Origin of the sequence: Tardiphaga sp. (genome assembly GCF_041424195.1) — a bacterium.
Classification (GTDB): domain Bacteria; phylum Pseudomonadota; class Alphaproteobacteria; order Rhizobiales; family Xanthobacteraceae; genus Tardiphaga.
Genome location: NZ_JBGMOE010000122.1, coordinates 47,580 through 68,347 on the forward strand (window position 1 = coordinate 47,580; position 20,768 = coordinate 68,347).

Sequence of the window (20,768 nt, forward strand, 5' to 3'; positions counted from 1 at the left end):
GTCGGTGGTTTGCCGGCCCCTCAACGATCTCATCGGGGACCACGCGATGGACGCAAAAACCAATACCAAATCCGCAACGCTGACAGTCGACGGCAAGAGCTTCGACCTGCCGATCCACAGCGGGACCGTCGGCCCTGATGTCATCGACATCGGCAAGCTCTACGCCCAGTCCGGGATGTTCACCTACGATCCGGGCTTCACCTCGACGGGCAGCTGCCAGTCCAAAATCACCTATATCGATGGCGATGCCGGTATCCTCGAATACCGCGGCTACCCCATCGAGCAGCTCGCCGAGAAGGGCGATTTCCTCGAGACCTGCTACCTACTGCTGTACGGGGAACTCCCGACCAAGAAGCAGAAGACAGAGTTCGATGCGCTGGTCACCAACCACACGATGGTTCACGACCAGATGAGCCGCTTCTTCCAGGGCTTCCGCCGCGACGCGCATCCCATGGCCGTGATGGTCGCATCGGTTGGCGCCCTCGCCGCGTTCTACCACGACTCAACCGATATCAACGATCCGAAGCAGCGCGATATCGCGTCGATCCGCATGATCGCCAAGATCCCGACGCTCGCCGCGATGGCCTACAAGTACACGATCGGTCAGCCTTTCGTGTATCCGACCAACTCGCTCGACTTCGCGGCGAACTTCATGAAGATGTGCTTCGCGGTGCCGTGCGAGGATTACAAGGTCAATCCGGTGCTCACCAGGGCGTTGGACAAGATCTTCACGCTTCACGCCGACCACGAGCAGAACGCGTCGACCTCGACGGTTCGTATTGCCGGCTCATCCGGCGCCAATCCGTTCGCCTGTATCGCCGCCGGTATCGCCTGCCTGTGGGGTCCCGCGCATGGCGGCGCTAACGAAGCTGCGCTGCAGATGCTGGCCGAGATCGGCACCGTCGACAAGATTCCTGACTTCATCGCCAAGGTGAAGGACAAGAATTCCAGCGTCCGTCTGATGGGCTTCGGTCACCGCGTGTACAAGAACTACGATCCGCGCGCGAAGATCATGCAGCAGACATGCCATGAGGTTCTCAAGGAAACCGGCCACGGCGGCGACGAGATGCTCGCCGTTGCGATGGAGCTTGAGAAGATCGCGCTGTCGGACCAGTATTTCATCGACCGCAAGCTGTACCCGAATGTCGACTTCTATTCGGGCATCACGCTGAAGGCGATGGGCTTCCCGACCTCGATGTTCACCGTGCTGTTCGCGGTTGCGCGCACCGTTGGCTGGATCAGCCAGTGGAGCGAAATGATCGGCGATCCGCAGCAGAAGATTGGTCGTCCGCGCCAGCTCTATACCGGCGCAGCCCGCCGCGACTATGTGGACATCGCCAAGCGCAGCTAAGGCCTCGCTTCGCAGAGTCCGAAAATCAAAACGGCGGATCGCAGGATCCGCCGTTTTTTATTCCGCCCGCCAAAAGATCGTCATTGCATTGCCGGCATTGCATTCGATGCAGATATGCTGAGCGGCCGCCTCACTTTGAAAGGCCAGACCACACTATCCGCTCAATTTACCGGTATCATCGGATCTCGCAGTTTCGACAGACCATCTCCACTGCGCGTGACTGTACCGGGACAGACCTGCAAGCGGTAATTGCCATGCCAGCCACGTTGGACCTCACACTGTTGCGCTCATTCATCGCGGTTGCCGACCTCAAGAGCGTATCAAAGGCGGCCCAGCGCCTGCACCGGGTGCAATCGGCCGTCAGCCAGCAGATCCAGAAGCTCGAACTACAGGTCGGCGCTCCCCTGTTCGGCAGGACCAGGCGCGGCTTCGAACTGACTGCATTGGGGGAAACGCTATACCCGATGGCGATCAAGTTGCTCGATCTGAACGATGAGACCGTTGGCAGGCTGATGGTAAAGGGCAGCAGGAAGAAGCTCACCATCGGCACCTCCGATGTCTACGCGCATCATCATCTCGCCCGCATCCTCAAAGGCTACAACGGCATATTCGGCCATGTGGGGACCGAGTTGGTGTGCGACTACAGCCCTGCGATCTGGCGTCGCCTCGCGGAAGGAACAATCGACATTGCGATCACACAGGCGCGCCCGGACTCCGTGCCCGGCGAAATGCTGTATGTCGAACCGCTGGTATGGGTGAGCGCACAGCACTCCAGCGTTCACCAGATGCGCCCGTTGCCGCTTGCCCTTTTCGGGGACGGCTGCCTCGACCGGGCTGCGGCGATCCGGAGCCTGCTCGGTGCCAAGATCGATCATGAGGTCGTCTGCGCCAGCAGTCATCTCGCGGGGGTCATTGCGCCCGTCAAGGCGGGCGTTGCCGTGTCGATTCTGCCGCTGTCCGTCGTTGATCCGTGGATCAGGATCATCAGCCCCGCACAGGGTCTGCCGCCCTTGGGCAAGATTCAGATTTCCGTCTCCAGTAAGCCGGGGGCCTCAAGCGCTGATATCACCGGCTTCTGTGAAGTGGCGCGGGCGTATTTCGCGGGCGATACGGTGAATATTCATTCGCTGGCCCATGCCGGCATGGACACGGGGCTTCAGTTCCGCCGCCTGGGCGTGGAATTGCCGGCATCGTGATCGACCGATTTTCGATCAGGGAAATTTCCGTGGCGCGTTCAGCGGATGCCGGTCCAGGCGATGGCGGCGGCGGCCGTCAGCAGGGCCGCGGAAAGCATGGCGGCGATATGCAAGCCTGAGACGATGTGTTCGTTGCCGCCCGCAATCAGCGCACCGAACACGGCCACGCCGAGCGCGCCTCCTGCCTGCCGTGCCGAGTTAAGCACCGCGGAGGCGGTGCCGGACCAGCTCTTATCCACACTAGACAGCATGGCATTGGTCATCGCGGGTACCGCCAGTCCCATCCCGGCCGGAATCGTCAGAAACGGGACCAGCATGGCAGTATAGGTGCTTTGCGCATCTAACAGCAGCAGCAAGGCAAAGCCGGCGGCACACAGCAGCGCACCCAACACCATCGGCCTGCGATTGCCGAACTGGCCGGCCATCCAGCCGCTGAACAGATTGGCCAGGATCAGGGTGGCCATCAACGGCAGGAATGCCAGGCCAGCATCATGCGGTTGGTAGTAATGGACGTTCTGCAGATAGAGGCTGAGAATGAAGATCAGGCCATAGTAGGTGAAGTTGATGGCGATGCCGAACAACACCGCCGGACTGAAGTTCGGGTTGCCGAAGAAGCCCAAAGGAAGCATCGGATACGGCACCCTGCCTTCGATGTGCACGAACAGCCATGCGCAGACGGCGGCCAATGCCAGTCCGCCCAGTACCCACGGATGAAAAAATCCGAGCGGGCCGGAGTTGATCACCGAACCGACCAGACAGGTCAGCGCCAAAATGGCGCATAGCTGCCCGCCAAGATCGAAATGCTGTTGTGGCTTGCGTGGCGCTTCCGCGATCCTCATCGTTGCGATCATGCCGAACAGGCAAAGCGGCACGCTGACGAAAAAAATGCTGCGCCAGCCCAGCGTGCCGAGCAGAAGCCCGCCGACCACCGGGCCAGAAGCCAATGCAACGCCGGCGGTGGCCGTCCAGATGCCGACAGCGCGGGCCCGCAGCCTGGTATCGTGCATGCAGGCGTGGTTGAGCAGGGCAAGCGAAGGAGGAACCAGAATGGCCGCACCAGTGCCCTGCATGACGCGGGCGGCAATCAACTGTTCGATCGACTGGACGGCTCCGCAAATGGCGGAAGCGACAGCGAAGACGGCAAGGCCGATGAGATAGGCCCGTCTGACACCCAGCCAGTTGCCAAAGGCGCCGCCCGAGATCAACAGCGCGGCGAATGCCAGGGCATAGGTGTCCGTCACCCACTGCAGATTGGCAACGCTCGCATCGAGCGCGGTGCCCATCCGAGGCAAAGCGACATTGACAATGGAGACGTCCAGTTGCGCTACGGCAAAGCCGATGCTGGTCGCTGCGACGACCAAAGCGACGGACGGGGCCGCAGCCGGAGCGGTGTGTTCTGGAATGTTCAATGGCGGAGACTAGTAAACATGTTCAAGGATGGGCTTCATCGCTGCAATCCTCGCGAAACTGAATGGTTTTGCCGCAGCGTGGTCGATGTTGGCGTCGAGGCACCATAGCTCGCCGGATCGCATCTGAAAGACGCCGCGGGACGACCATCCCGCCGATCAGATTTCGGCGCGAAGCATGGTTAGGTTGGCCGTGCGGAAGCTTTCCGAAATCAGCCGCTGGAGCTCCGGACAATGCTTCAGGTATTCCGTTGGATATGTGGCTGAAGTATTTTTGTACTGGGTATCCCGGATATCGCCCGAGCTGTTGATCAGAGAAATGTTCTTCCAGTAGCCCTGCGCGAACCCATCGCACTCTTCGTCACCTTTGGGGAGTCCGTTGAGATAGCTGCCCCCCGGACCGAGATTGAAACGGGATAAGTCGATCTTGCCAAACAGTCGCGATGTCATGACCAAATCCTCCTCTGTGGCAAATCCATTCATCTAGACAAACGCCAGATGAACAGGATAGCAAACGAGAATATCTGATCTGACGTATCAGAAACGGTGATAGCGGTGGATCTGGCGTGATGTCGGCTAGTGTAGCTCGGCGATGGCCTGCAGGGCCTTCAGCTCTTCCGCATCGTGGCCAGCACGACATTGGCCGCACCGACGCTCGGCGAGGTCCGTCCGACGCCCATGATACTATCCAGTCGCGCTAGCGCATCGATCTGACGCCGTCGCATCGGCGTGTCTGCCAGCACCTCCTGCAACGAAGCCACGAGCTTCTCCGGCGTGCAGTCTTCCTGAATGAATTCCGGGATCACATTCTCGCCGATCACCAGATTGGCGAGGATCACCGATGACGAGGTGATGCGGCGGCGGATGATCCAGGCCTCGACACTGCCAGCCTTGTAGGCGGTGACCATCGGCACGCCTGACAATGCAAGCTCCAGCGTCACCGTGCCGGACTTGGCGAACGCCGCATGCGCAATGCGGAACGCGGCACGCTTTTCGGCCTCGCCCACGACAACGCGCGGCTGCATCGGCCACGTCTTCAGTGCCTCCGTGATCGCCTCAACAAGATGCGGCATGGTTGGCAGGATCAGCTCGACCTGGCTACCCTGCTTTTGCAGCAGATCCAGCGTCGCGCCAAAGGTCGCCATGTGATGACGAATCTCGCTGCGACGGCTACCGGGCAGCACCAGCAGCACTGGTGGCTTCGTTTCGCGACGCGCCTGCTCGTCCGCATTGGGACGCAGCGTATCCATCTGTTCGATCAGGGGATGACCGACATAGGTGCACGGCGGGCCGCCAAGCCTTTGATGCGCCTCGGGCTCGAATGGCAAGAGCGCCAGCACATGATCGACATAAGCGCGCATCGCCTTGGCGCGCCCCGGTCGCCACGCCCACACCGTTGGCGACACATAGTTGACCACGGGGATAGAAGGATCGCGCTGGCGCACACGCTCGGCGACGCGCTGGGTGAAGTCCGGACTATCGATGATGACCAGCACATCCGGCCTGGCCCGCAGCACATCCTCGGTCGCGCGCTTGATGAGCTTCAGGATCGACGGCAATTTCCGCACAACCGCGGCAAGACCGATGATCGAAAGCTCTTCGATGGGAAACAGCGACTGCAGTCCTTCGCGCGCCATCGACGAACCGCCGACGCCTTCGAAGCGCACATCGTCGCCGAGGCGCTGGCGCAGCACCTTCATCAGCGCGGAGCCGAGACGGTCGCCGGATTCTTCGGTGGCGATAAGATAGATCGTCCTCGTCACGTCGGAAGTCCCGTCACGAAAAGACCTGCGGCATCGGCAGCGACAATCATCTGCTGCGGTTCGGCGACGATCGTATTGCCTGCCACGATGGCAATGCCAGCGAGCTTCGCGGCCACTGCGCGCTCGACGGTGCGCGGCCCCAATGTCGGCAGATCGAAGCGCAGGTCCTGACCGCTTTTGGGGGCCTTTACCAGCACGCCGCGCCCTGCTTTGGCGCGGATACGCCCCTGCTCGCGCAGAAGCGCGACGCGTGCCAGCAATCCATCGGTACCTTCGATGTCCTCGATCCCCACCACATGGCCGTCGATCACCACGGTGGCCTGACCGATATCAAAGGGGCTCAATGCGCGCAGGACTTCGCGCCCGCGCGCAATATCGGCTTCAGCATCCTGATCCGGCATGGCGCGCGTCACGCTGCCCGCCGGCATCAGCACATCCGGCGCAACGTCCTTGATACCCAGCAGGCGAAAACCTTCGTGCTCGAACAGGCGGCTGACACTCGTCAGCAAGTGATCGTCGCCGCCGCGAAAGGCACGAAACACTTTCGGCATCACCCGAAGCGTCGCCCAGTCCAGCCTGATTTCGGAGATCGCGGGCCGTACCAACGTGCCGATGAAAGTGAGATCCCGGCAGTTCTCGTGACGCATGAGATTCAGCAAACGGCCAAACTGGCCGATGGGAATCCAGTGGTGCTGAAATCGCGTCACCAGCGCCGGATCGCAAAACCCCTTCAGCGCAAACAATACCGGCGTGACGCCGCGCGCCTGCAACGAGTCCGCGACGGCGAAGGGCAATGAGCCGCCTCCGGCAATGATGCCGAACGGCGAACCAATCGGCGGATGCGCTTGCGGGTGCTGCATTTGAGCCCGGTCGGTCATACTTCGCTCCGCGATACCCGAGCTCAAGAGCTGCTCTTGCTATCCTCGGGCAAGCACAGCGCACGATGTTTGGCGCCAGCGATGAATGTCAGGATTTCTGCAATCGCAGGATCATCATTCGCCAATGGCTGCACGCGCTCAAGCCGCTCGGCAAAGACGCCGGCCCCATGGAAAAGCTTCTGGTAGAACGAGCGCACGGCGGCAACGCGCTCCTTGGTGAATTTACGGCGCTTCATGCCGATGATATTGAGGCCTTCCAGCGCCGCATACTGGCCGTTGACCAGTCCGAACGGGATGATGTCGCCGCGCACACCGCAGATGCCACCGACCATGACCTGCGAGCCGATGCGGGTGAACTGGTGCACGGCCGACAGCCCGCCCATGAAGACGAAATCGCCGATCTCGCAATGACCGCCCAGCGTTGCCGAGGTCGCGAAGATCGCGTCATTGCCGACATGGCAGTCATGGCCGACATGGGCGCAGTTCATGAAGTAGCCGCGCTCGCCGACGGACGTGAGACCGCCGCCGGCGACGGTGCCGGCATTCATGGTCACGGACTCACGGATGGTGCAGCCATTGCCGATGGTAAGCTTGGTCAATTCGCCCTTGTAGCTGAGCGACTGCGGCGGCGTGCCCAGCGAGGCGAACGGATAGATCGTGCAATTCTCGCCGATGGTGGTCTGCGCCGTCACGTTGACATGCGAGAGAAGCCTGGTGCCTGCGCCAATCGTGACATGGGGTCCGATAATGCAGAAGGGTCCGATTTCGGCGCCCTCGCCAATGACAGCACCGTCGGCGACGCGGGCGGTTGGATCGATCTTGCTCATCGAGAAGTCCAGTTCCTGCAGATTTCTAGGATTTTCCGCTGGGTAACCCGCGTCACGTGGACTGTCCAGTACTGCGCGGACGAGCGCCGCTGGAACCTTGTCCGACCCGAAATGTTCATGCTACGTTCCTATTCATAACAGCATAGGAAAGGCCTTTCATGGCGCGCCTGACCAGTCGGGAGGAGGAAGTCTTGTTGCTGGTCGGCCAGTCGATGAGTTGCAAACAGATCGCGGGGTCCCTTGCCATTTCCGAGTTCACCGTCCGCAAACATCGCGCGAGCATTCTGCGCAAGATGCGGCTGGGAACCACGGCGCAACTCACCGCCTTCGCCAAAACATCTTTCGCAAAGACATCTTTCGCCAACGCGTCGCATCCTGGCGAGACATCACACCACGCCGATCAGCGGGAAAGACACGACCGGTCTTTTTGACCGGCGACCGGCCCGTCCTCCGACCGCGCGAAATCGACGTCGCGCGGCTCATTGCTATTGGCCTCACCAGCAAGCAGATCGCCCGCAAACTCGGGATCAGCCCCCTCACCGTCCGTAAGCATCGCGAGAATGCGATGCGCAGCCTGAACATCCACAGCCTTGCCGAGCTGATCGACGCAACAAGGCGCCTTGGTTTCGTCAATACGCCATCGGAGCCATATCCCACAACCGCCGGTTGATGCACGCTATGGTTGTTATCCGCGACATCGTCACGACACCACGCAAGCCGCAATGCTTTCTCGCTTCGCAAGGCCGCTTGTTGTCGCCGACCAGTCATCATTCAGCCAGGAGCAGCAACATGGCCAAGTACACGATCAAGGTTCTGAACAACTCGGGGTTCGCGAAGAATTATGTTCTCTTCATGCAACCGCCCGCTGTGACATCGACGGGCGGACTGCCGGTCGTTTACAGTAACGCGTGGGTGACGTTCAACGGTATCCTGCCGGGCGGAACGGATACGGTCGAGTACACGGACGAAACGTTCGCATACTGGGCGACTGCAACCATGCCCGTCGCTCCAGGGACGACTATGGGCCAGAGCGGCGCCGCTGCAGTCGATGTCTCTCTGCAAGACAGCGTCAGCTTCGCCGGAACGATCCCCATCGGGTTCGGCACGGTTACGCCGGGCGGCGCGATGACCGGCTCTTACAGGATCATTGCCAACAACGATTTCACGGCATCCAACGGATACTTGTTCGGTTTGGCGCGTCCCGGCAACGTTCCGAGCATCCCGTCACCAGTCGCGACCTTCATCGCGGAGCCGAACGACACGTTCAACGTGACACCCGTGATCAACTTCTATGTCGCCGACGGTGCATACACGCCCGGCCAGATCATCGACTACACCACGGCCTCGACCAAGGCCGGCAACGTCAACTTCACGGGTCGCGCGCAAACCAGCGCTGTGGTCACGCAGAACCCCGACGGATCCTTCTCGCCTCAGTACTACTGACCGGCCGGCGTCGGTGAAGGCCTGCGTCCAGGCACACACCAAATCCTGATCCGGATCTGCACCATGTGCGTCGAGATCGGTGCCGCTGCAGCGGGCAGCGGCACCGCATAACCATCCCCTCCAATTCACATGCAGACATCACAAGAGGTCCACATGGCTGTAGCCTATTCATCCTTTGTCACACCGGCCGGGAATCTCGCACCGGCGATTCACGGCGCCAATTTCGACGCGCCTTTCAACTGTTCCGCCACATTCACCGGGACCTGCTCGGCTGGTGAATATCGCCAATATGTGATGGGTCAGAACACGGCAAACGGCAGCGTGGTCAGCCTCGTGCTATGCGGAGCTGTGGTTCTGCTACCAGCGGCATATCAGGAAGATGGCTGCCCCTCGGGCAGCTGTACGGCGTACGGACATAGAACCTGTCCACAGCACCCGTATGATCGTTATGACCCTGCACGTGCGGACGGATGCCAGTTCTCGATGTATGATGCGCCCGGCTTCAAGAACGTGGTGCGAGGGACCACATACGTCGTCCATTTTTCATTCCAGGGAAAGCTGATCGACACGTCAGCCGGCGGCGCCGTCCTGGCAACCAGAGGATGGACCGTGGAAGGAACGACGACCGTGGCAGAGACTCCTCCAACACCGGCCCTGGTTGGCTTGTCGGCGACCGAGAAACTCATCGGTGCGCATACCGCGCTCAATCTCGAAACCGGCGCTCTTGAATTGCACATCGTGATCACGCGCCCCGCTGGTCTACCGGGCCTCGATGGCTCGTCGATAAGCCTGTCTCTGATCGATCCGACGGGTAAGAGATCGCATCCGTCTGACGCACCGACGGTGCACGAGATCGGGACTCAGAGCCAATCGACCGTGAGCATCGTCTACACGCTCCGCCAGGGCACCACCCCGCCGAGTTCGGTAGAACTGGCTATATATGGCGGCGTCGTCACGATGCGTGTTCGGCAGCGCTAGCGCGTTTTCGAGCGAAGTGGGTACCGGTTCGCATTAAGAAAACGCGTCTAAACAAAAAGCTAGAGCCTCGGTTCTGATTCTATCAGCACCGAGGCTCTAGACGAATGACGCGGACTGAACGGTCTGGCCTCAGTCCGTCAGCATCGCGCCGACATCGGCCTCGGCAACGGTGACGCCATTCACCTTGGCATCGCCGTGGAACCACCACATGGCCTTCTTCTTGCCGATCAGATGCAGGTGATACTCGATGGTATCGCCTGGCATCACCGGCTTGCGGAATTTGCACTTGTCGATGGTGAGGAAGTACACGGCACGCGGCTTTTCCGTACCTTCGACAGACGCAATGCCGATTACGCCCGCAGTCTGCGCCATGCCTTCAATCATCAGCACGCCGGGATAGACCGGGCGGTCCGGGAAATGTCCCAGGAAAGCCGGCTCGTTGATGGTAACATTCTTGATGCCGATGCCGCTGAAATCCTTGCGAATTTTTACGACGCGATCGATCAGGAGGAACGGATAGCGGTGCGGCAGAGTCTTGAGGATGGTGTTGATATCGACCGTTTCAATGACGATCGGTGACTCGCTGTCGCTCGGTGTATCCTGGGTCATTCCCGCCCCTCGTCTTTCGTATCCTGCGTCGCCGCATCCGTTCCCGGCATGCTCTCGCGGGCGAGTTTCTCCACCGCGAGGATCTCGCGGAACCATTGCTTGGTCGGCCGGGCGAAGATGCCGCCCCACCGTCCACGCGGCGGAATGCTGTCCTTCACGCCGGCCATTGCCGCGACCTGCGCGCCATCGCCAATCGTAATGTGATTGTTGAGGCCCACCATGGCGCCCAGCGCGACGTTGTCGCCGATGGTCAGGCTGCCTGCAAGGCCGCATTTGGCGGCGATCACGCAGTGCCGTCCGATCGTCACATTGTGACCGATCTGAACCTGATTGTCGATTTTGGTCCCCTCGCCAATCACGGTATCGCGCAGGCTGCCGCGGTCGATGGTCGTGCCAGCGCCGATCTCGACGTCGTTCTGGATCAGGACACGGCCGGTCTGCGGAACTTTGATGTGCTTGTCCCGGCCGAACACAAAACCGAAGCCGTCCTGGCCGAACTTGCAGCCGGGATGAACAAGCACGTTGTTGCCGATCAGTGTGAACTGCAGCGTGCTACCAGCGCCGATATTGCAGTCGCGGCCGATCTTGACCCCGGCGGCGATCACCGCACCCGAGCCGATAATGGTTCCCGCCCCGATCTCGACATCGGGGCCTATCACGGCCAGCGGATCCACGGTGACGTCGTCCTCGAGCTGAGCCGAAGGATGAATGACAGCGGAGGCCGCGATGCCCAAAATCTCAAAGCCGGAAGCCGGACGCAACGTGTCCGGATACAGCTCGCGGGCTAGTTCCACGAAGGCTGCGAACGGCCGCTTGGCGCGCAGCACCGTGACATGGGCTGGAATGTCGCCCTTGAAGCTCTCGCTCACCAGGCAGGCACCTGCCTTGGTGTGGGTGAGCTGGTCGATGTAGCGGAGATTTTCGAAGAAGGTCAGGTGATGGGGGCCGGCCTCGTCGAGCGAGGCTACGCCAGTCACGATCTGGTCGGCCCGCGTCGGGTCGACCAGTCGCGCCTTCGTCGACGCGGCTATTTCAGCCAGCGTCAACGACGGCGATTGCTTGAAGAACGTCGGCAGAGCCATTCCACCCGTCGCGGTCCGGCCGGAGATCAAACTCAGAACGAAGTTCCGCCGCCGAACTTGAACTGCTGCACGCGATCATAGGCGCCCTTGGTGATCGGCACTGCGTAATCGAAGCGCAGCGGACCAAATGGCGACTGCCAGATCAAGCCCACGCCGACCGACGACCGGACGACATTGCCATCGTCATAGGTCATACCAGCGCAGTTACCGACCGAGGTGCGAGACGCAGCCACACAACCGGCGGCATTGATTTCGCCAGTCTGAGCCCAGCTGGTCGGTCCCTTATAATCCCAGAGACCGCCGGCATCGGCATAGACCGCGCCCTTGATGCCAACTTCCTTCGGGAGGAACCAGAACGGCATCTGCAATTCGGCCGAAGCGCCCCAATATTTGGTGCCGCCGAGCGCATCACCGTAGGATCCCAGCGCAACGTAGCTGATGTCACGCGGACCGATGCCGTTCTGCGCGAAACCGCGCACCAGGTTCGGACCCATCTGGAAGTGATCCAGCATGCGGATGTCTTCGCCGACCTTGTTCAGCATACCGCCCTGGACACGCAGCAAACCAACGATGTCAGCCACCAGTGGGGTGTAGTACTTCGCATCGATCGTGGTCTTCAGGTAGGTCACGTCGCCGCCGACGCCAGCGTAGTCCTGCTTGAACTCCAGGAACAGACCGTCGGTCGGGTTCTTGTTGTTGTCGAGGGTGTTGTAGTTCAGCGTATAGCCGAGCGCCGAGGTCAGCGTCTTGCCGCTGGCCAGTTCGCGGCGAACAGGAAGTGACGACTCGCCATCGGCGTAACAACCCCACGTATTCGCATTGAGAGGATCCACTGCAGTCAGAGTACCGGCCTGCGCGTTGATGAAGCCTGGGGTATTAAGGCCACTGCCGGGCGTCAGGTTGTTACAGTTGCTCAGTGCAGTCGGCAGCGAGATCTGCTGCTGATAGATCGAGTAGCGCAGCTGCAGCGCGAGGTCTTCACGCAGCTGGAAACCGAGACGCGGGCTGAAGCCGAGCGTCTTGGTGTTGTACGAAATGTAGCTGTTGGACAGCTGCTCGCGCTGATAGAAATCGAGGCCGAGCGCGACGCGGTAGTCGAGCAGATAGGGCTCAACGAAGGACAGCGAGTAGCCGCGGGCATACTGGCCGTACTGAACCGATGCCTTCGCAAACAGGCCACGGCCGAGGAAGTTACGTTCCGAGACACTGACTTCGCCGAGCGCACCGTCGGTGGTCGAGTAACCGCCCGAGACCGAGAAGTCGCCGGTGGATTTTTCTTCCAGATCGACCACCAGGATCACGCGGTCGCTGGACGAACCGGGCTCGGTCGTCACCTTCACGCTCTTGAAGAAGTCGAGGTTCTTCAGGCGGCGCTCGGCACGATCGACCAGCGCGCGGTTATAGGCGTCGCCTTCGGCGAGATCGAATTCGCGGCGGATGACATAGTCACGGGTACGCGTGTTGCCGCGCACATTGATGCGCTCGATATAGACACGAGGGCCCTCTTCGACCGCGAAACCGATGGTGACGGTGTGAGATTCGAAATTGCGATCGCCACGCGGACGCACGACGGCAAAGGCGTAGCCGCGGCGGGACATTTCGATCTGCATTTCCTCAACCGACTTCTCCAGCGCTTCCGCGTTGTAGAGCGAGCCGACGCCGACGCGCGAGAAGCTGCGCAGCGAGTTCGGATCGAACTGCGGAATGGTGGATGAGAAATCGACCGACGACACGCGGTACTGCTGGCCTTCTTCGATCTTGAAGGTAACCAGGAAGCCCTTCTGCTGCGGATCGTATTCGGTGAGCGCGGCGACGACCTGAACGTCGGCGAAGCCGTTCTTCAGGTAATAGCGACGGATCAGGTCGCGATCGGCTTCGATGCGGTCCGGATCATAGATATCGCCCGAAGCCAGGAAGCTCAGGAGGTTCGATTCACGGGTCTTGATGACGTCCTTGAGGCGATAGGACGAGTAATAGTTGTTGCCGATGAACTGGATCGACTTCACGCCGGTCTTCGCGCCTTCGTTGATCGTGAAGATCAGGTCGACGCGGTTGTTCGGCTGTTCGATGAATTCCGGAACGACGCTGACGTCATAACGGCCAGAACGGCGATAGATTTCGGAAATGCGTTGGGCATCGGCCTGCACCATCGGACGCGACAGCGTCCCGCGCGGCTTCGACTGCACTTCGGCGTTCAGCTGGTCGTCCTTGACCTTCTTGTTGCCTTCGAAGGCGACACGGCCAATGACCGGGTTTTCGATAACGCTGACGACCAGACGGCCACCGGCCTGATTGATCTTCACGTCCTGGAACAGGCCGGTCTCGATGAGCGACTTGAGGCCGTCATCAATGGTGCCCTGATCCAACCGGCCACTCGGGCCGGGCCGGAAATAGGAGCGGATGGTCTCCACATCCACGCGGCGATTGCCTTCAACCACAATCGAAGCGGCGGTCTGGGCCACGGCAGTCGAAGAAACGAGCGCAGCAGTCACCGTAGCGGCGACAGGCATGGCGACCAACAGCGAAGCAGCAAGAAGGCCGCCCCGGAAACCCCGCAAACCAAAAATCATGCGCAAAGCGCCCTTATCATTCCATCGCCAGCCCGCACCCCTACGGTCTGACAGAATCCCTTTACTTGCCCAGCTTGTAGCCAATTTTACCTGACTGGCAAACGACCTTTCGTCCTGCAATTTTAATTTCATTCCAAGACGTTGCCCATTGGCCACGTTACCCCCAGCCCTGATCATGACGAAGCCAGGTGAAGAATGTCGTTATAGGTCGCAAATACCATCAACATCAGCACCAAACCGAGGCCAATGCGGAAGCCCATCTCCTGCGCGCGCTCCGACAGCGGACGCCCTCGAACGGCCTCGACGGCATAGAACAAAAGATGACCGCCATCGAGCAGCGGCACCGGGAAGAGGTTCAGGAGCCCGATCGAGATCGACAGAACCGCAGCCAGGTGAATCAGGGCAGTCAGACCAATGGTCGCCACCTGCCCCGAGATTTGGGCGATTCGCATCGGGCCGCCGATCTGGTCGGCCGCTTCCCGTCCGGTGAACACGCCGCCGATATAGGCGATTGTGCGGTCCACGACGAACCAGGTCTCCTTGACGCCGAGCACGAAAGCGGTCGCCGGATTGACCCGCTCTGTGGTCGCTTCACCGACCGCGGTTGCGCGGGTAATGCCGAGGACGCCGAGACGATGGACGTTACCAAAGCTGTCTTTGACCTCGCGAAGCTCCGGCGTTCCCTTCAGCTCGACATCAGCTTCGCCTCGCTTGACGCTGAAGGCCAACTGCTCGCCAGCCTTGGTGCCGACGATGCGCTGCATGTCGGAGAAGCTACCGATCACCTTGCCGTCGATGGCCTTGATGATGTCACCCGACTGGAAGCCGGCCTTCTCGGCCGCGCTGCCGGCCTGCACCGAGTCGACCTTGGCGGTCGTGCTCGGCTTGCCGAAGAAGGTAAACAGACAGGTGAAAATGACGATCGCAAGGATGAAATTGGCGATAGGTCCGGCGGCCACGATGGCCGCGCGCTGACCGACCCGCTTGTGGTGGAAGCTGCCCTTGCGCTCATCCGCCGTCATGCCTTCCAGCGCAGCGCTGGATGGGGTCGAGGCTTCGCTTTCGTCGCCGAAGAACTTGACGTAGCCGCCAAGCGGGATCGCCGAAATCTTCCAGCGCGTGCCGCGGCGATCGTTGAAGCCGACCAGCTCAGGACCGAAGCCAAGCGAGAATGTCAGGACCTTAACGCCGTTCCAGCGGGCTACCAGAAAGTGGCCGAGTTCGTGGAAGAACACCACGATCGTCAGGACAAACAGAAAGGGGATGATGTAGCCGATAAATCCGTGGCTTAACGTACTGAAACTATGTTGGAAAAACTCAAGCATCCCGATCCCCTAACGCGAGGCCAAAGGCCCCGTCCCCAATGCTCTAGGATGCCTTTGCGGCAATTTGAGGCAAGAGGGTGGCAGCCATTTTTCTCGCTTTATGGTCAACAGCGATGGCGTCATCCGCCGATGACAACGGCGCCAGATTCCCTGCCCTCACCCATTCATTCATGGTGGCTTCGACCAGCCGTGCAATGGCGCCAAAGCGGATCTTCTGGGCGATGAAGGCAGCCACAGCGATCTCGTTGGCCGCGTTGTAGACGGTAGTTGCGCCGCTGCCGGTGCGCAGCGCGTCATAGGCCAGCTTCAGACCGGGGAACCGCGCGTAATCCGGCGCCTCGAAGGTCAGCGCCCCGATCTTGGCGAGGTCGAGCGGCGCGGCCCGGCCCGGGATGCGGTCCGGCCAACCCAGGCAATGCGCGATCGGCGTGCGCATGTCAGGCGAGCCCAACTGCGCCATCACCGAATAGTCCCTGAATTCCACCATGCCGTGGACGATCGACTGCGGATGCACCAGCACGTCGATTTCGTCCGGCGCCAGCGCGAAGAGATAGGACGCCTCGATCACTTCGAGGCCCTTGTTCATCATCGAGGCGGAGTCGATGGTAATTTTCTGCCCCATCGACCAGTTCGGATGTTTCAACGCCTGCGCCAGCGTTGCCTGCTCGATATCGGCAGCAGCCCAGGTGCGGAACGGGCCACCCGAGGCTGTAATGATGACGCGGGTCAGTTCCTCGCGACTGCCGGAGGCCAGCGCCTGGAACAGCGCATTGTGCTCGCTGTCCGCCGGCAGGATGCAGGCGCCCGCCTTGGCGGCGCGATCCATGAAGAAATCGCCGGCGCAAACGAGGCATTCCTTGTTGGCCAGTGCGACCGTTGCACCGCGGTCGACGGCGGCGAGCGCGGGCTTCAGGCCGGCGGCGCCTGACACAGCGGCCATCAGCCAGTCCGCCGGACGCTGCGCGGCCTCGACGATGGCGCTATCCCCTGCCCCACTTGCGATCCCGGTGCCGGCGAGCGCCGCGCGGAGTTCGCCCAGCTTGGATTCATCGGCGACGGCCACGAAGCGAGCGTTGAATTCCTTGGCCAGCTTGACCACGCCTTCGACGTTCCCGTTGGCGGTCAAAGCCTCTACCTGATACCGCTCGGGCGACGCCCGCAGCAGATCCATGGTGCTGTCGCCGATCGAACCGGTCGCACCGAGGACAGTGATGCTGCGCAGACTGGACGCGGCGGGTTTGTTATTTCGCAGGGGAACAGCGCTCATCAAATCACCAAACCATAAGACCGCGGCCGACGCCATCTGCGCCGCCGCGTAAAAGACCGATCACCGCGGCAGCAACCACCGCAAAGACATAGCCATCGAGGCGGTCCAGCAGACCGCCGTGGCCAGGAATGATCTGGCCGGAATCCTTGACGCCGAATTTGCGCTTCACCGCAGACTCGAAGAGGTCGCCGAGTTGCGACAACACCGTCAGCACAGCAGCGATCAGCAGTAGCGGCATCAATTTGCCGAGACCATTCGCGGCAAAACCGGCAGCAACAGCGAGGCTGAGAACAAAGCCGCCGACGGCGCCGGCCCACGTCTTCTTCGGGCTGACGCGCGGCCACAGTTTCGGACCACCGATGCCCCGTCCGGCGAAATAGCCGCCGATGTCGGTCATCCAGACCACCAACAGAATGAACATCAGCGCCGAGAAGCCCCAAACGGGATCGAGGCGCACGACAACGGACGCAGCAAACGCAGCCAGGGCATAGACGAAGCCGAGCCCGATCCAGCCGGCATGATTGCCGACAATGGCCCGCCATTCCAGGAAGAGACCAACCGACACCAGCGTCACGAGGCCGAACCACAGCCAGCCACCAGTATAGGCTGCAAAAATAGCCACGGGGATCAGCACCAGCGCGGCCAGGACGCGCATCAACAGATTGCGCAGTCCCCGGTCGTCCGCCTGCTTCGGCGTACTGTCGTCAGTCCTGTCACCCTGGGTCACGCCGGTCACGAACCGGTTTTCGCGGCGAGACCGCCGAAGCGCCGCTCGCGGCGGGCATATTCGGCAATGGCGCTTTCCAGCGCAGCCTTGTCGAAATCGGGCCAGTGGATCGGCACGAAGACGAACTCGCTATAGGCGGCCTGCCACATCAGGAAGTTCGACAGCCGTTGTTCGCCCGACGTGCGAATGATCAGATCGGGATCCGGAATGTCCGGCGCGTCGAGATACTGGCCGAGCGTATCGACATTGATGCTTTCGGGCGTGCGCTTGCCCTCGGCCACTTCGCGCGCGAGACGCTGCGCTGCCGTGGCGATCTCGTGCCGCGAGCCGTAATTGAAGGCGACCACGAGATTGAGCTGGGTATTGTTGCGCGTCAGGTCCTCGGCTTCTTTCAGCAGGGACGAGATGTCCGAATCGAGACCCTCGCGCTCTCCGATCACGCGCACCCGCACGCCGTCGCGATGCAGCGTGGCAAGGTCGTTGCGGATGAAGCGACGCAGCAGGCCGAACAGATCGCTGATCTCGGACGCCGGCCGTGACCAGTTCTCCGAGCTGAACGAGAAGATCGTCAGATACTGGATGCCGAGTTCGTTGGACGCCCGCACCACACGACGCAGTGCCTCGACTCCGCGGCGATGACCCTCGGCACGCGGAAGCCCCCGCGCTGCAGCCCAGCGTCCATTGCCGTCCATGATGATCGCGACATGCAAAGGCGTGGATCGGTCCGATCCATCATTTGCGGGCGCGGCGGCATTCGACATCGATTAAAATCCCCAGCCTATGGTCCGGCACATATGTGACCAATTTGCGGACCATACGCTTTTCAACAGCTTAAAAGCGGCTCCTGACGCTTAGACCGTCATGATTTCCTTTTCCTTGGCCGCCAGCAACTGATCGATTTCAGCGATCATGCTGTCCGTGAGCTTCTGCACTTCGGCATCGTGTCGCTTCTGGTCGTCCTCGGAAATCTCGTGGGCCTTCTCGAGCTTCTTGATGATGTCGAGACCGTCGCGGCGTACGTGGCGCACAGCAACCTTGGCCGCCTCGGCATATTTATGCGCGACCTTCACGAGTTCCTTGCGGCGCTCGGTGTTCAGTTCGGGAATGCGCAGGCGCAGGATCTGGCCTTCGGTTGCCGGGCTGAGGCCGAGGTTGGAATCGACGATCGCCTTCTCTACCGCCTTGACCATCGATTTGTCCCAGACCTGCACCGACAGCAGGCGCGGCTCGGGAACACTGACGGTCGCAACCTGGTTCAGCGGCATGTGGCTGCCATAGGCTTCCACCTGCACCGGCTCCAGCATCGAAGCCGCGGCACGACCCGTGCGCAGGCCGCCAAGTTCGTGCTTCAGCGACTGGGTCGAGCCCTGCATACGGCGCTTGAGATCGTTGATGTCGAATGGGGCCATGGCGGCCATGCAGCTCTCCCTTATATCCTGCTGGTGCGAAGCGGGTAATGGCGCTCCGAACCCGTCTAAATCAGCCCGCGACGATGGTGCCGCGGCCAGTACCGGTCAAAATGGCGCCGATCGAACCCGGTTCGGCGATCGAAAACACGATGATAGGCAGCGAAGTCTCGCGGGCAAGCGCGAAAGCCGTCGCATCCATGACTTTGTAGTTCCCCTCCACCGCCTGCGAATGGCTGAGGCGCTCGAAGCGCGTCGCGTTCGGATCCTTCTTTGGATCGGCGCTGTAGACGCCGTCCACATTGGTCGCCTTGAGCACGGCCGATGCGCCGATCTCGGCAGCGCGCAACACTGCGGTCGTGTCGGTGGTGAAGAACGGGTTGCCGGTACCGCCGGCCAACAGCACGATGCGGCCCTCGGACAGGTATTTGTGCGCGGTGGCGCGTGTGAAGAGTTCGCAGACCTGCGGCATCACCATCGCAGACAGCGTACGGGCCGGCACGGCGTGGCGCTCGATCGCAGCTTCCAGCGCCAGGCAGTTCATGACGGTAGCGAGCATGCCCATGCTATCGCCGGTCGGGCGCGACACACCACGGGACGAGACCTCGACGCCGCGGAAGATATTGCCGCCGCCGACGACGACCGCGACTTCGACACCAAGTTTCTGGGCTGCGATGAGATCGACGGCGATGCGGTCGATAGTCGGCTGATCGATACCGAATGACTGGCCCCCGGCGAAAGACTCACCCGAGACCTTGATCACGACGCGACGATAGAGCGGCTCACCCATGATGCGATCGCTTCCTTTCGAGGCGGCAGCTCCCGGCGTAGATCGCCGGGAGGTCTTCCAGTTCGTCTTACTTCTGGCCGCTGGCGGCGGCAACTTCGGCAGCGAAGTCCGAAGTCTGCTTCTCGATGCCTTCACCGAGCGCGTAGCGCACGAAGCCAGCGAGCTTGATCGGCGCGCCGACCTTGCCTTCGGCTTCCTTGACGGCCTGCGCCACCGACTTGCCGGTGTCGTGGATGAAAGCCTGATCCAGCAGGCAGACTTCCTTGTAGTAGGTCTTCAGGCCGTTCTCGACGATCTTCTCGATCATCGCTTCCGGCTTGCCCTGTTGGCGATACTTGTCCGCCATCACTTCCTTCTCGCGAGCAACGACGGCCGGATCGAGGCCCGCCGAGTCCAGCGCCTGCGGATTGGCAGCGGCGACATGCATCGCGATCTGCTTGCCGAGGATGGCCAGCTCATCGGCCTTGCCGGTTGATTCCAGCGCGACGATGATGCCCATCTTGCCGAGGCCATCGATGACCGCGTTGTGGACGTAGCTCGACACCACACCGGCGCTGACTTCCAGCGAAGCGGCGCGGCGCAGCGTCATGTTTTCGCCGATGGTGGCGATGGCTTCGGTGATCGCGGTCTCGACGGTGACGTCGCCGACCTTGTGCGCCTTGATCGCGTCGACATCGGCGCCAACCTTGAGCGCGACCTGGGCGATCATCTTGACCAGCCCCTGGAACTGATCGTTGCGCGCCACGAAGTCGGTCTCGGAATTGACCTCGACCACTACGCCCTTGGTGCCGGCGGTAACGAGGCCGATCAGACCTTCCGCGGCAATGCGGTCAGACTTCTTGGCAGCCTTGGACAGGCCCTTTGCACGCAGCCAGTCGATTGACGCCTGCATGTCGCCGTCATTGGCGGCCAGCGCGTTCTTGCAATCCATCATGCCGACGCCGGTGGTCTCGCGGAGGTCCTTGACCATCGCTGCAGTAATTGTTGCCATCGTTGAACCCTTTGCCTGTCGGGGCGCCTGCGAGCCAGCCGGTGCTGATCAATCGCGTTACGCCGCAGGAACTATCATCAAGTGAAGTGTAGAGATGGAAAGTGCGGCCGGGATGACGGCCGCACAATAGTTTCTTGGCTCTCGCACTGGCATGATCAT

The 20,768-nt window shown here is 61.2% G+C and carries 21 protein-coding genes; 6 read left to right on the plus strand and 15 right to left on the minus strand.

Translation table 11 applies throughout. The annotated features are described in order from the left end of the window. Nucleotides 1-46: 46 nt before the first annotated feature. Both gltA and ACEK02_RS16755 read left to right on the plus strand, forming a co-directional pair. A complete protein-coding gene (gltA, locus tag ACEK02_RS16750; protein WP_371422712.1) occupies nt 47-1,351 on the plus strand; it encodes a citrate synthase in 1,305 nt (434 codons plus the stop codon). Between the two features lie 254 nt (nt 1,352-1,605). Then, entirely contained in the window at nt 1,606-2,547 is a 942-nt protein-coding gene (locus tag ACEK02_RS16755; RefSeq protein WP_371422713.1) for a LysR family transcriptional regulator, read from the plus strand. Nucleotides 2,548-2,585: 38 nt separating this feature from the next. Here the strand turns inward: ACEK02_RS16755 and ACEK02_RS16760 are convergent, their stop codons facing one another. The 5 genes from ACEK02_RS16760 to lpxA form a co-directional block, all read right to left on the minus strand. Then, nucleotides 2,586-3,908, minus strand: a complete 1,323-nt coding sequence (locus tag ACEK02_RS16760) for an MFS transporter (protein WP_371422714.1) — start codon at nt 3,906-3,908, stop codon at nt 2,586-2,588. A gap of 204 nt (nt 3,909-4,112) precedes the next feature. After that, the gene (locus ACEK02_RS16765; RefSeq protein ID WP_371422715.1) at nt 4,113-4,403 is read right to left on the minus strand and encodes a hypothetical protein; all 291 of its coding nucleotides are present in this window, start codon (nt 4,401-4,403) and stop codon (nt 4,113-4,115) included. 158 nt (nt 4,404-4,561) lie between these two features. Beyond that, the gene (gene lpxB, locus ACEK02_RS16770; protein ID WP_371422716.1) at nt 4,562-5,716 is read right to left on the minus strand and encodes a lipid-A-disaccharide synthase; all 1,155 of its coding nucleotides are present in this window, start codon (nt 5,714-5,716) and stop codon (nt 4,562-4,564) included. Beyond that, nucleotides 5,713-6,594, minus strand: a complete 882-nt coding sequence (locus tag ACEK02_RS16775) for an LpxI family protein (RefSeq protein WP_371422717.1) — start codon at nt 6,592-6,594, stop codon at nt 5,713-5,715. Before ACEK02_RS16775 ends, lpxB begins: the two co-directional genes overlap by 4 nt. Nucleotides 6,595-6,617: 23 nt before the next feature. Further along, nucleotides 6,618-7,421, minus strand: coding sequence for an acyl-ACP--UDP-N-acetylglucosamine O-acyltransferase (gene lpxA, locus ACEK02_RS16780; protein WP_371422718.1), 804 nt, complete (start codon nt 7,419-7,421; stop codon nt 6,618-6,620). Between the two features lie 158 nt (nt 7,422-7,579). Here lpxA and ACEK02_RS16785 point away from each other — a divergent pair, with 158 nt between their 5' ends. The 4 genes from ACEK02_RS16785 to ACEK02_RS16800 all read left to right on the plus strand — a co-directional run bounded on the left by ACEK02_RS16785 (nt 7,580) and on the right by ACEK02_RS16800 (nt 9,842). After that, nucleotides 7,580-7,852 (plus strand): response regulator transcription factor, encoded by a 273-nt coding sequence (locus ACEK02_RS16785; RefSeq protein ID WP_371422719.1) that lies wholly within the window; start codon nt 7,580-7,582, stop codon nt 7,850-7,852. After that, entirely contained in the window at nt 7,849-8,091 is a 243-nt protein-coding gene (locus ACEK02_RS16790) for a response regulator transcription factor (RefSeq protein WP_371422720.1), read from the plus strand. Before ACEK02_RS16785 ends, ACEK02_RS16790 begins: the two co-directional genes overlap by 4 nt. 119 nt (nt 8,092-8,210) lie before the next feature. Then, nucleotides 8,211-8,864, plus strand: coding sequence for a hypothetical protein (locus tag ACEK02_RS16795; RefSeq protein ID WP_371422721.1), 654 nt, complete (start codon nt 8,211-8,213; stop codon nt 8,862-8,864). 153 nt (nt 8,865-9,017) lie between these two features. Next, on the plus strand, nt 9,018-9,842 hold the full coding sequence (locus ACEK02_RS16800) for a hypothetical protein (protein ID WP_371422722.1): 825 nt from the start codon (nt 9,018-9,020) through the stop codon (nt 9,840-9,842). Between the two features lie 129 nt (nt 9,843-9,971). Here the strand turns inward: ACEK02_RS16800 and fabZ are convergent, their stop codons facing one another. The 10 genes from fabZ to tsf form a co-directional block, all read right to left on the minus strand. Continuing rightward, the gene (gene fabZ / locus ACEK02_RS16805) at nt 9,972-10,451 is read right to left on the minus strand and encodes a 3-hydroxyacyl-ACP dehydratase FabZ (RefSeq protein ID WP_371422723.1); all 480 of its coding nucleotides are present in this window, start codon (nt 10,449-10,451) and stop codon (nt 9,972-9,974) included. Further along, the gene (gene lpxD / locus ACEK02_RS16810; protein ID WP_371422724.1) at nt 10,448-11,533 is read right to left on the minus strand and encodes a UDP-3-O-(3-hydroxymyristoyl)glucosamine N-acyltransferase; all 1,086 of its coding nucleotides are present in this window, start codon (nt 11,531-11,533) and stop codon (nt 10,448-10,450) included. Before lpxD ends, fabZ begins: the two co-directional genes overlap by 4 nt. 32 nt (nt 11,534-11,565) lie before the next feature. Next, on the minus strand, nt 11,566-14,103 hold the full coding sequence (gene bamA, locus ACEK02_RS16815) for an outer membrane protein assembly factor BamA (protein ID WP_371422725.1): 2,538 nt from the start codon (nt 14,101-14,103) through the stop codon (nt 11,566-11,568). Nucleotides 14,104-14,276: 173 nt separating this feature from the next. Then, nucleotides 14,277-15,428 carry an RIP metalloprotease RseP gene (gene rseP, locus ACEK02_RS16820; RefSeq protein ID WP_371422726.1) on the minus strand — a complete coding sequence of 384 codons (1,152 nt, stop codon included), beginning with the start codon at nt 15,426-15,428 and terminating at the stop codon, nt 14,277-14,279. 43 nt (nt 15,429-15,471) lie between these two features. Then, the gene (gene dxr, locus ACEK02_RS16825) at nt 15,472-16,695 is read right to left on the minus strand and encodes a 1-deoxy-D-xylulose-5-phosphate reductoisomerase (protein ID WP_371422727.1); all 1,224 of its coding nucleotides are present in this window, start codon (nt 16,693-16,695) and stop codon (nt 15,472-15,474) included. Nucleotides 16,696-16,699: 4 nt separating this feature from the next. Continuing rightward, complete coding sequence (locus ACEK02_RS16830) at nt 16,700-17,350, minus strand: phosphatidate cytidylyltransferase (protein WP_371422738.1); 651 nt, start codon at nt 17,348-17,350, stop codon at nt 16,700-16,702. Between the two features lie 77 nt (nt 17,351-17,427). Then, nucleotides 17,428-18,183: an isoprenyl transferase gene (locus ACEK02_RS16835; protein WP_371422728.1), complete on the minus strand. Its 756-nt coding sequence runs from the start codon at nt 18,181-18,183 to the stop codon at nt 17,428-17,430. A gap of 90 nt (nt 18,184-18,273) precedes the next feature. Then, nucleotides 18,274-18,831: a ribosome recycling factor gene (gene frr, locus ACEK02_RS16840; RefSeq protein ID WP_371422739.1), complete on the minus strand. Its 558-nt coding sequence runs from the start codon at nt 18,829-18,831 to the stop codon at nt 18,274-18,276. Nucleotides 18,832-18,901: 70 nt separating this feature from the next. Continuing rightward, nucleotides 18,902-19,618 (minus strand): UMP kinase, encoded by a 717-nt coding sequence (gene pyrH / locus ACEK02_RS16845; protein WP_371422729.1) that lies wholly within the window; start codon nt 19,616-19,618, stop codon nt 18,902-18,904. Between the two features lie 67 nt (nt 19,619-19,685). Then, entirely contained in the window at nt 19,686-20,609 is a 924-nt protein-coding gene (gene tsf, locus ACEK02_RS16850; RefSeq protein ID WP_371422730.1) for a translation elongation factor Ts, read from the minus strand. Nucleotides 20,610-20,768: the final 159 nt, after the last annotated feature.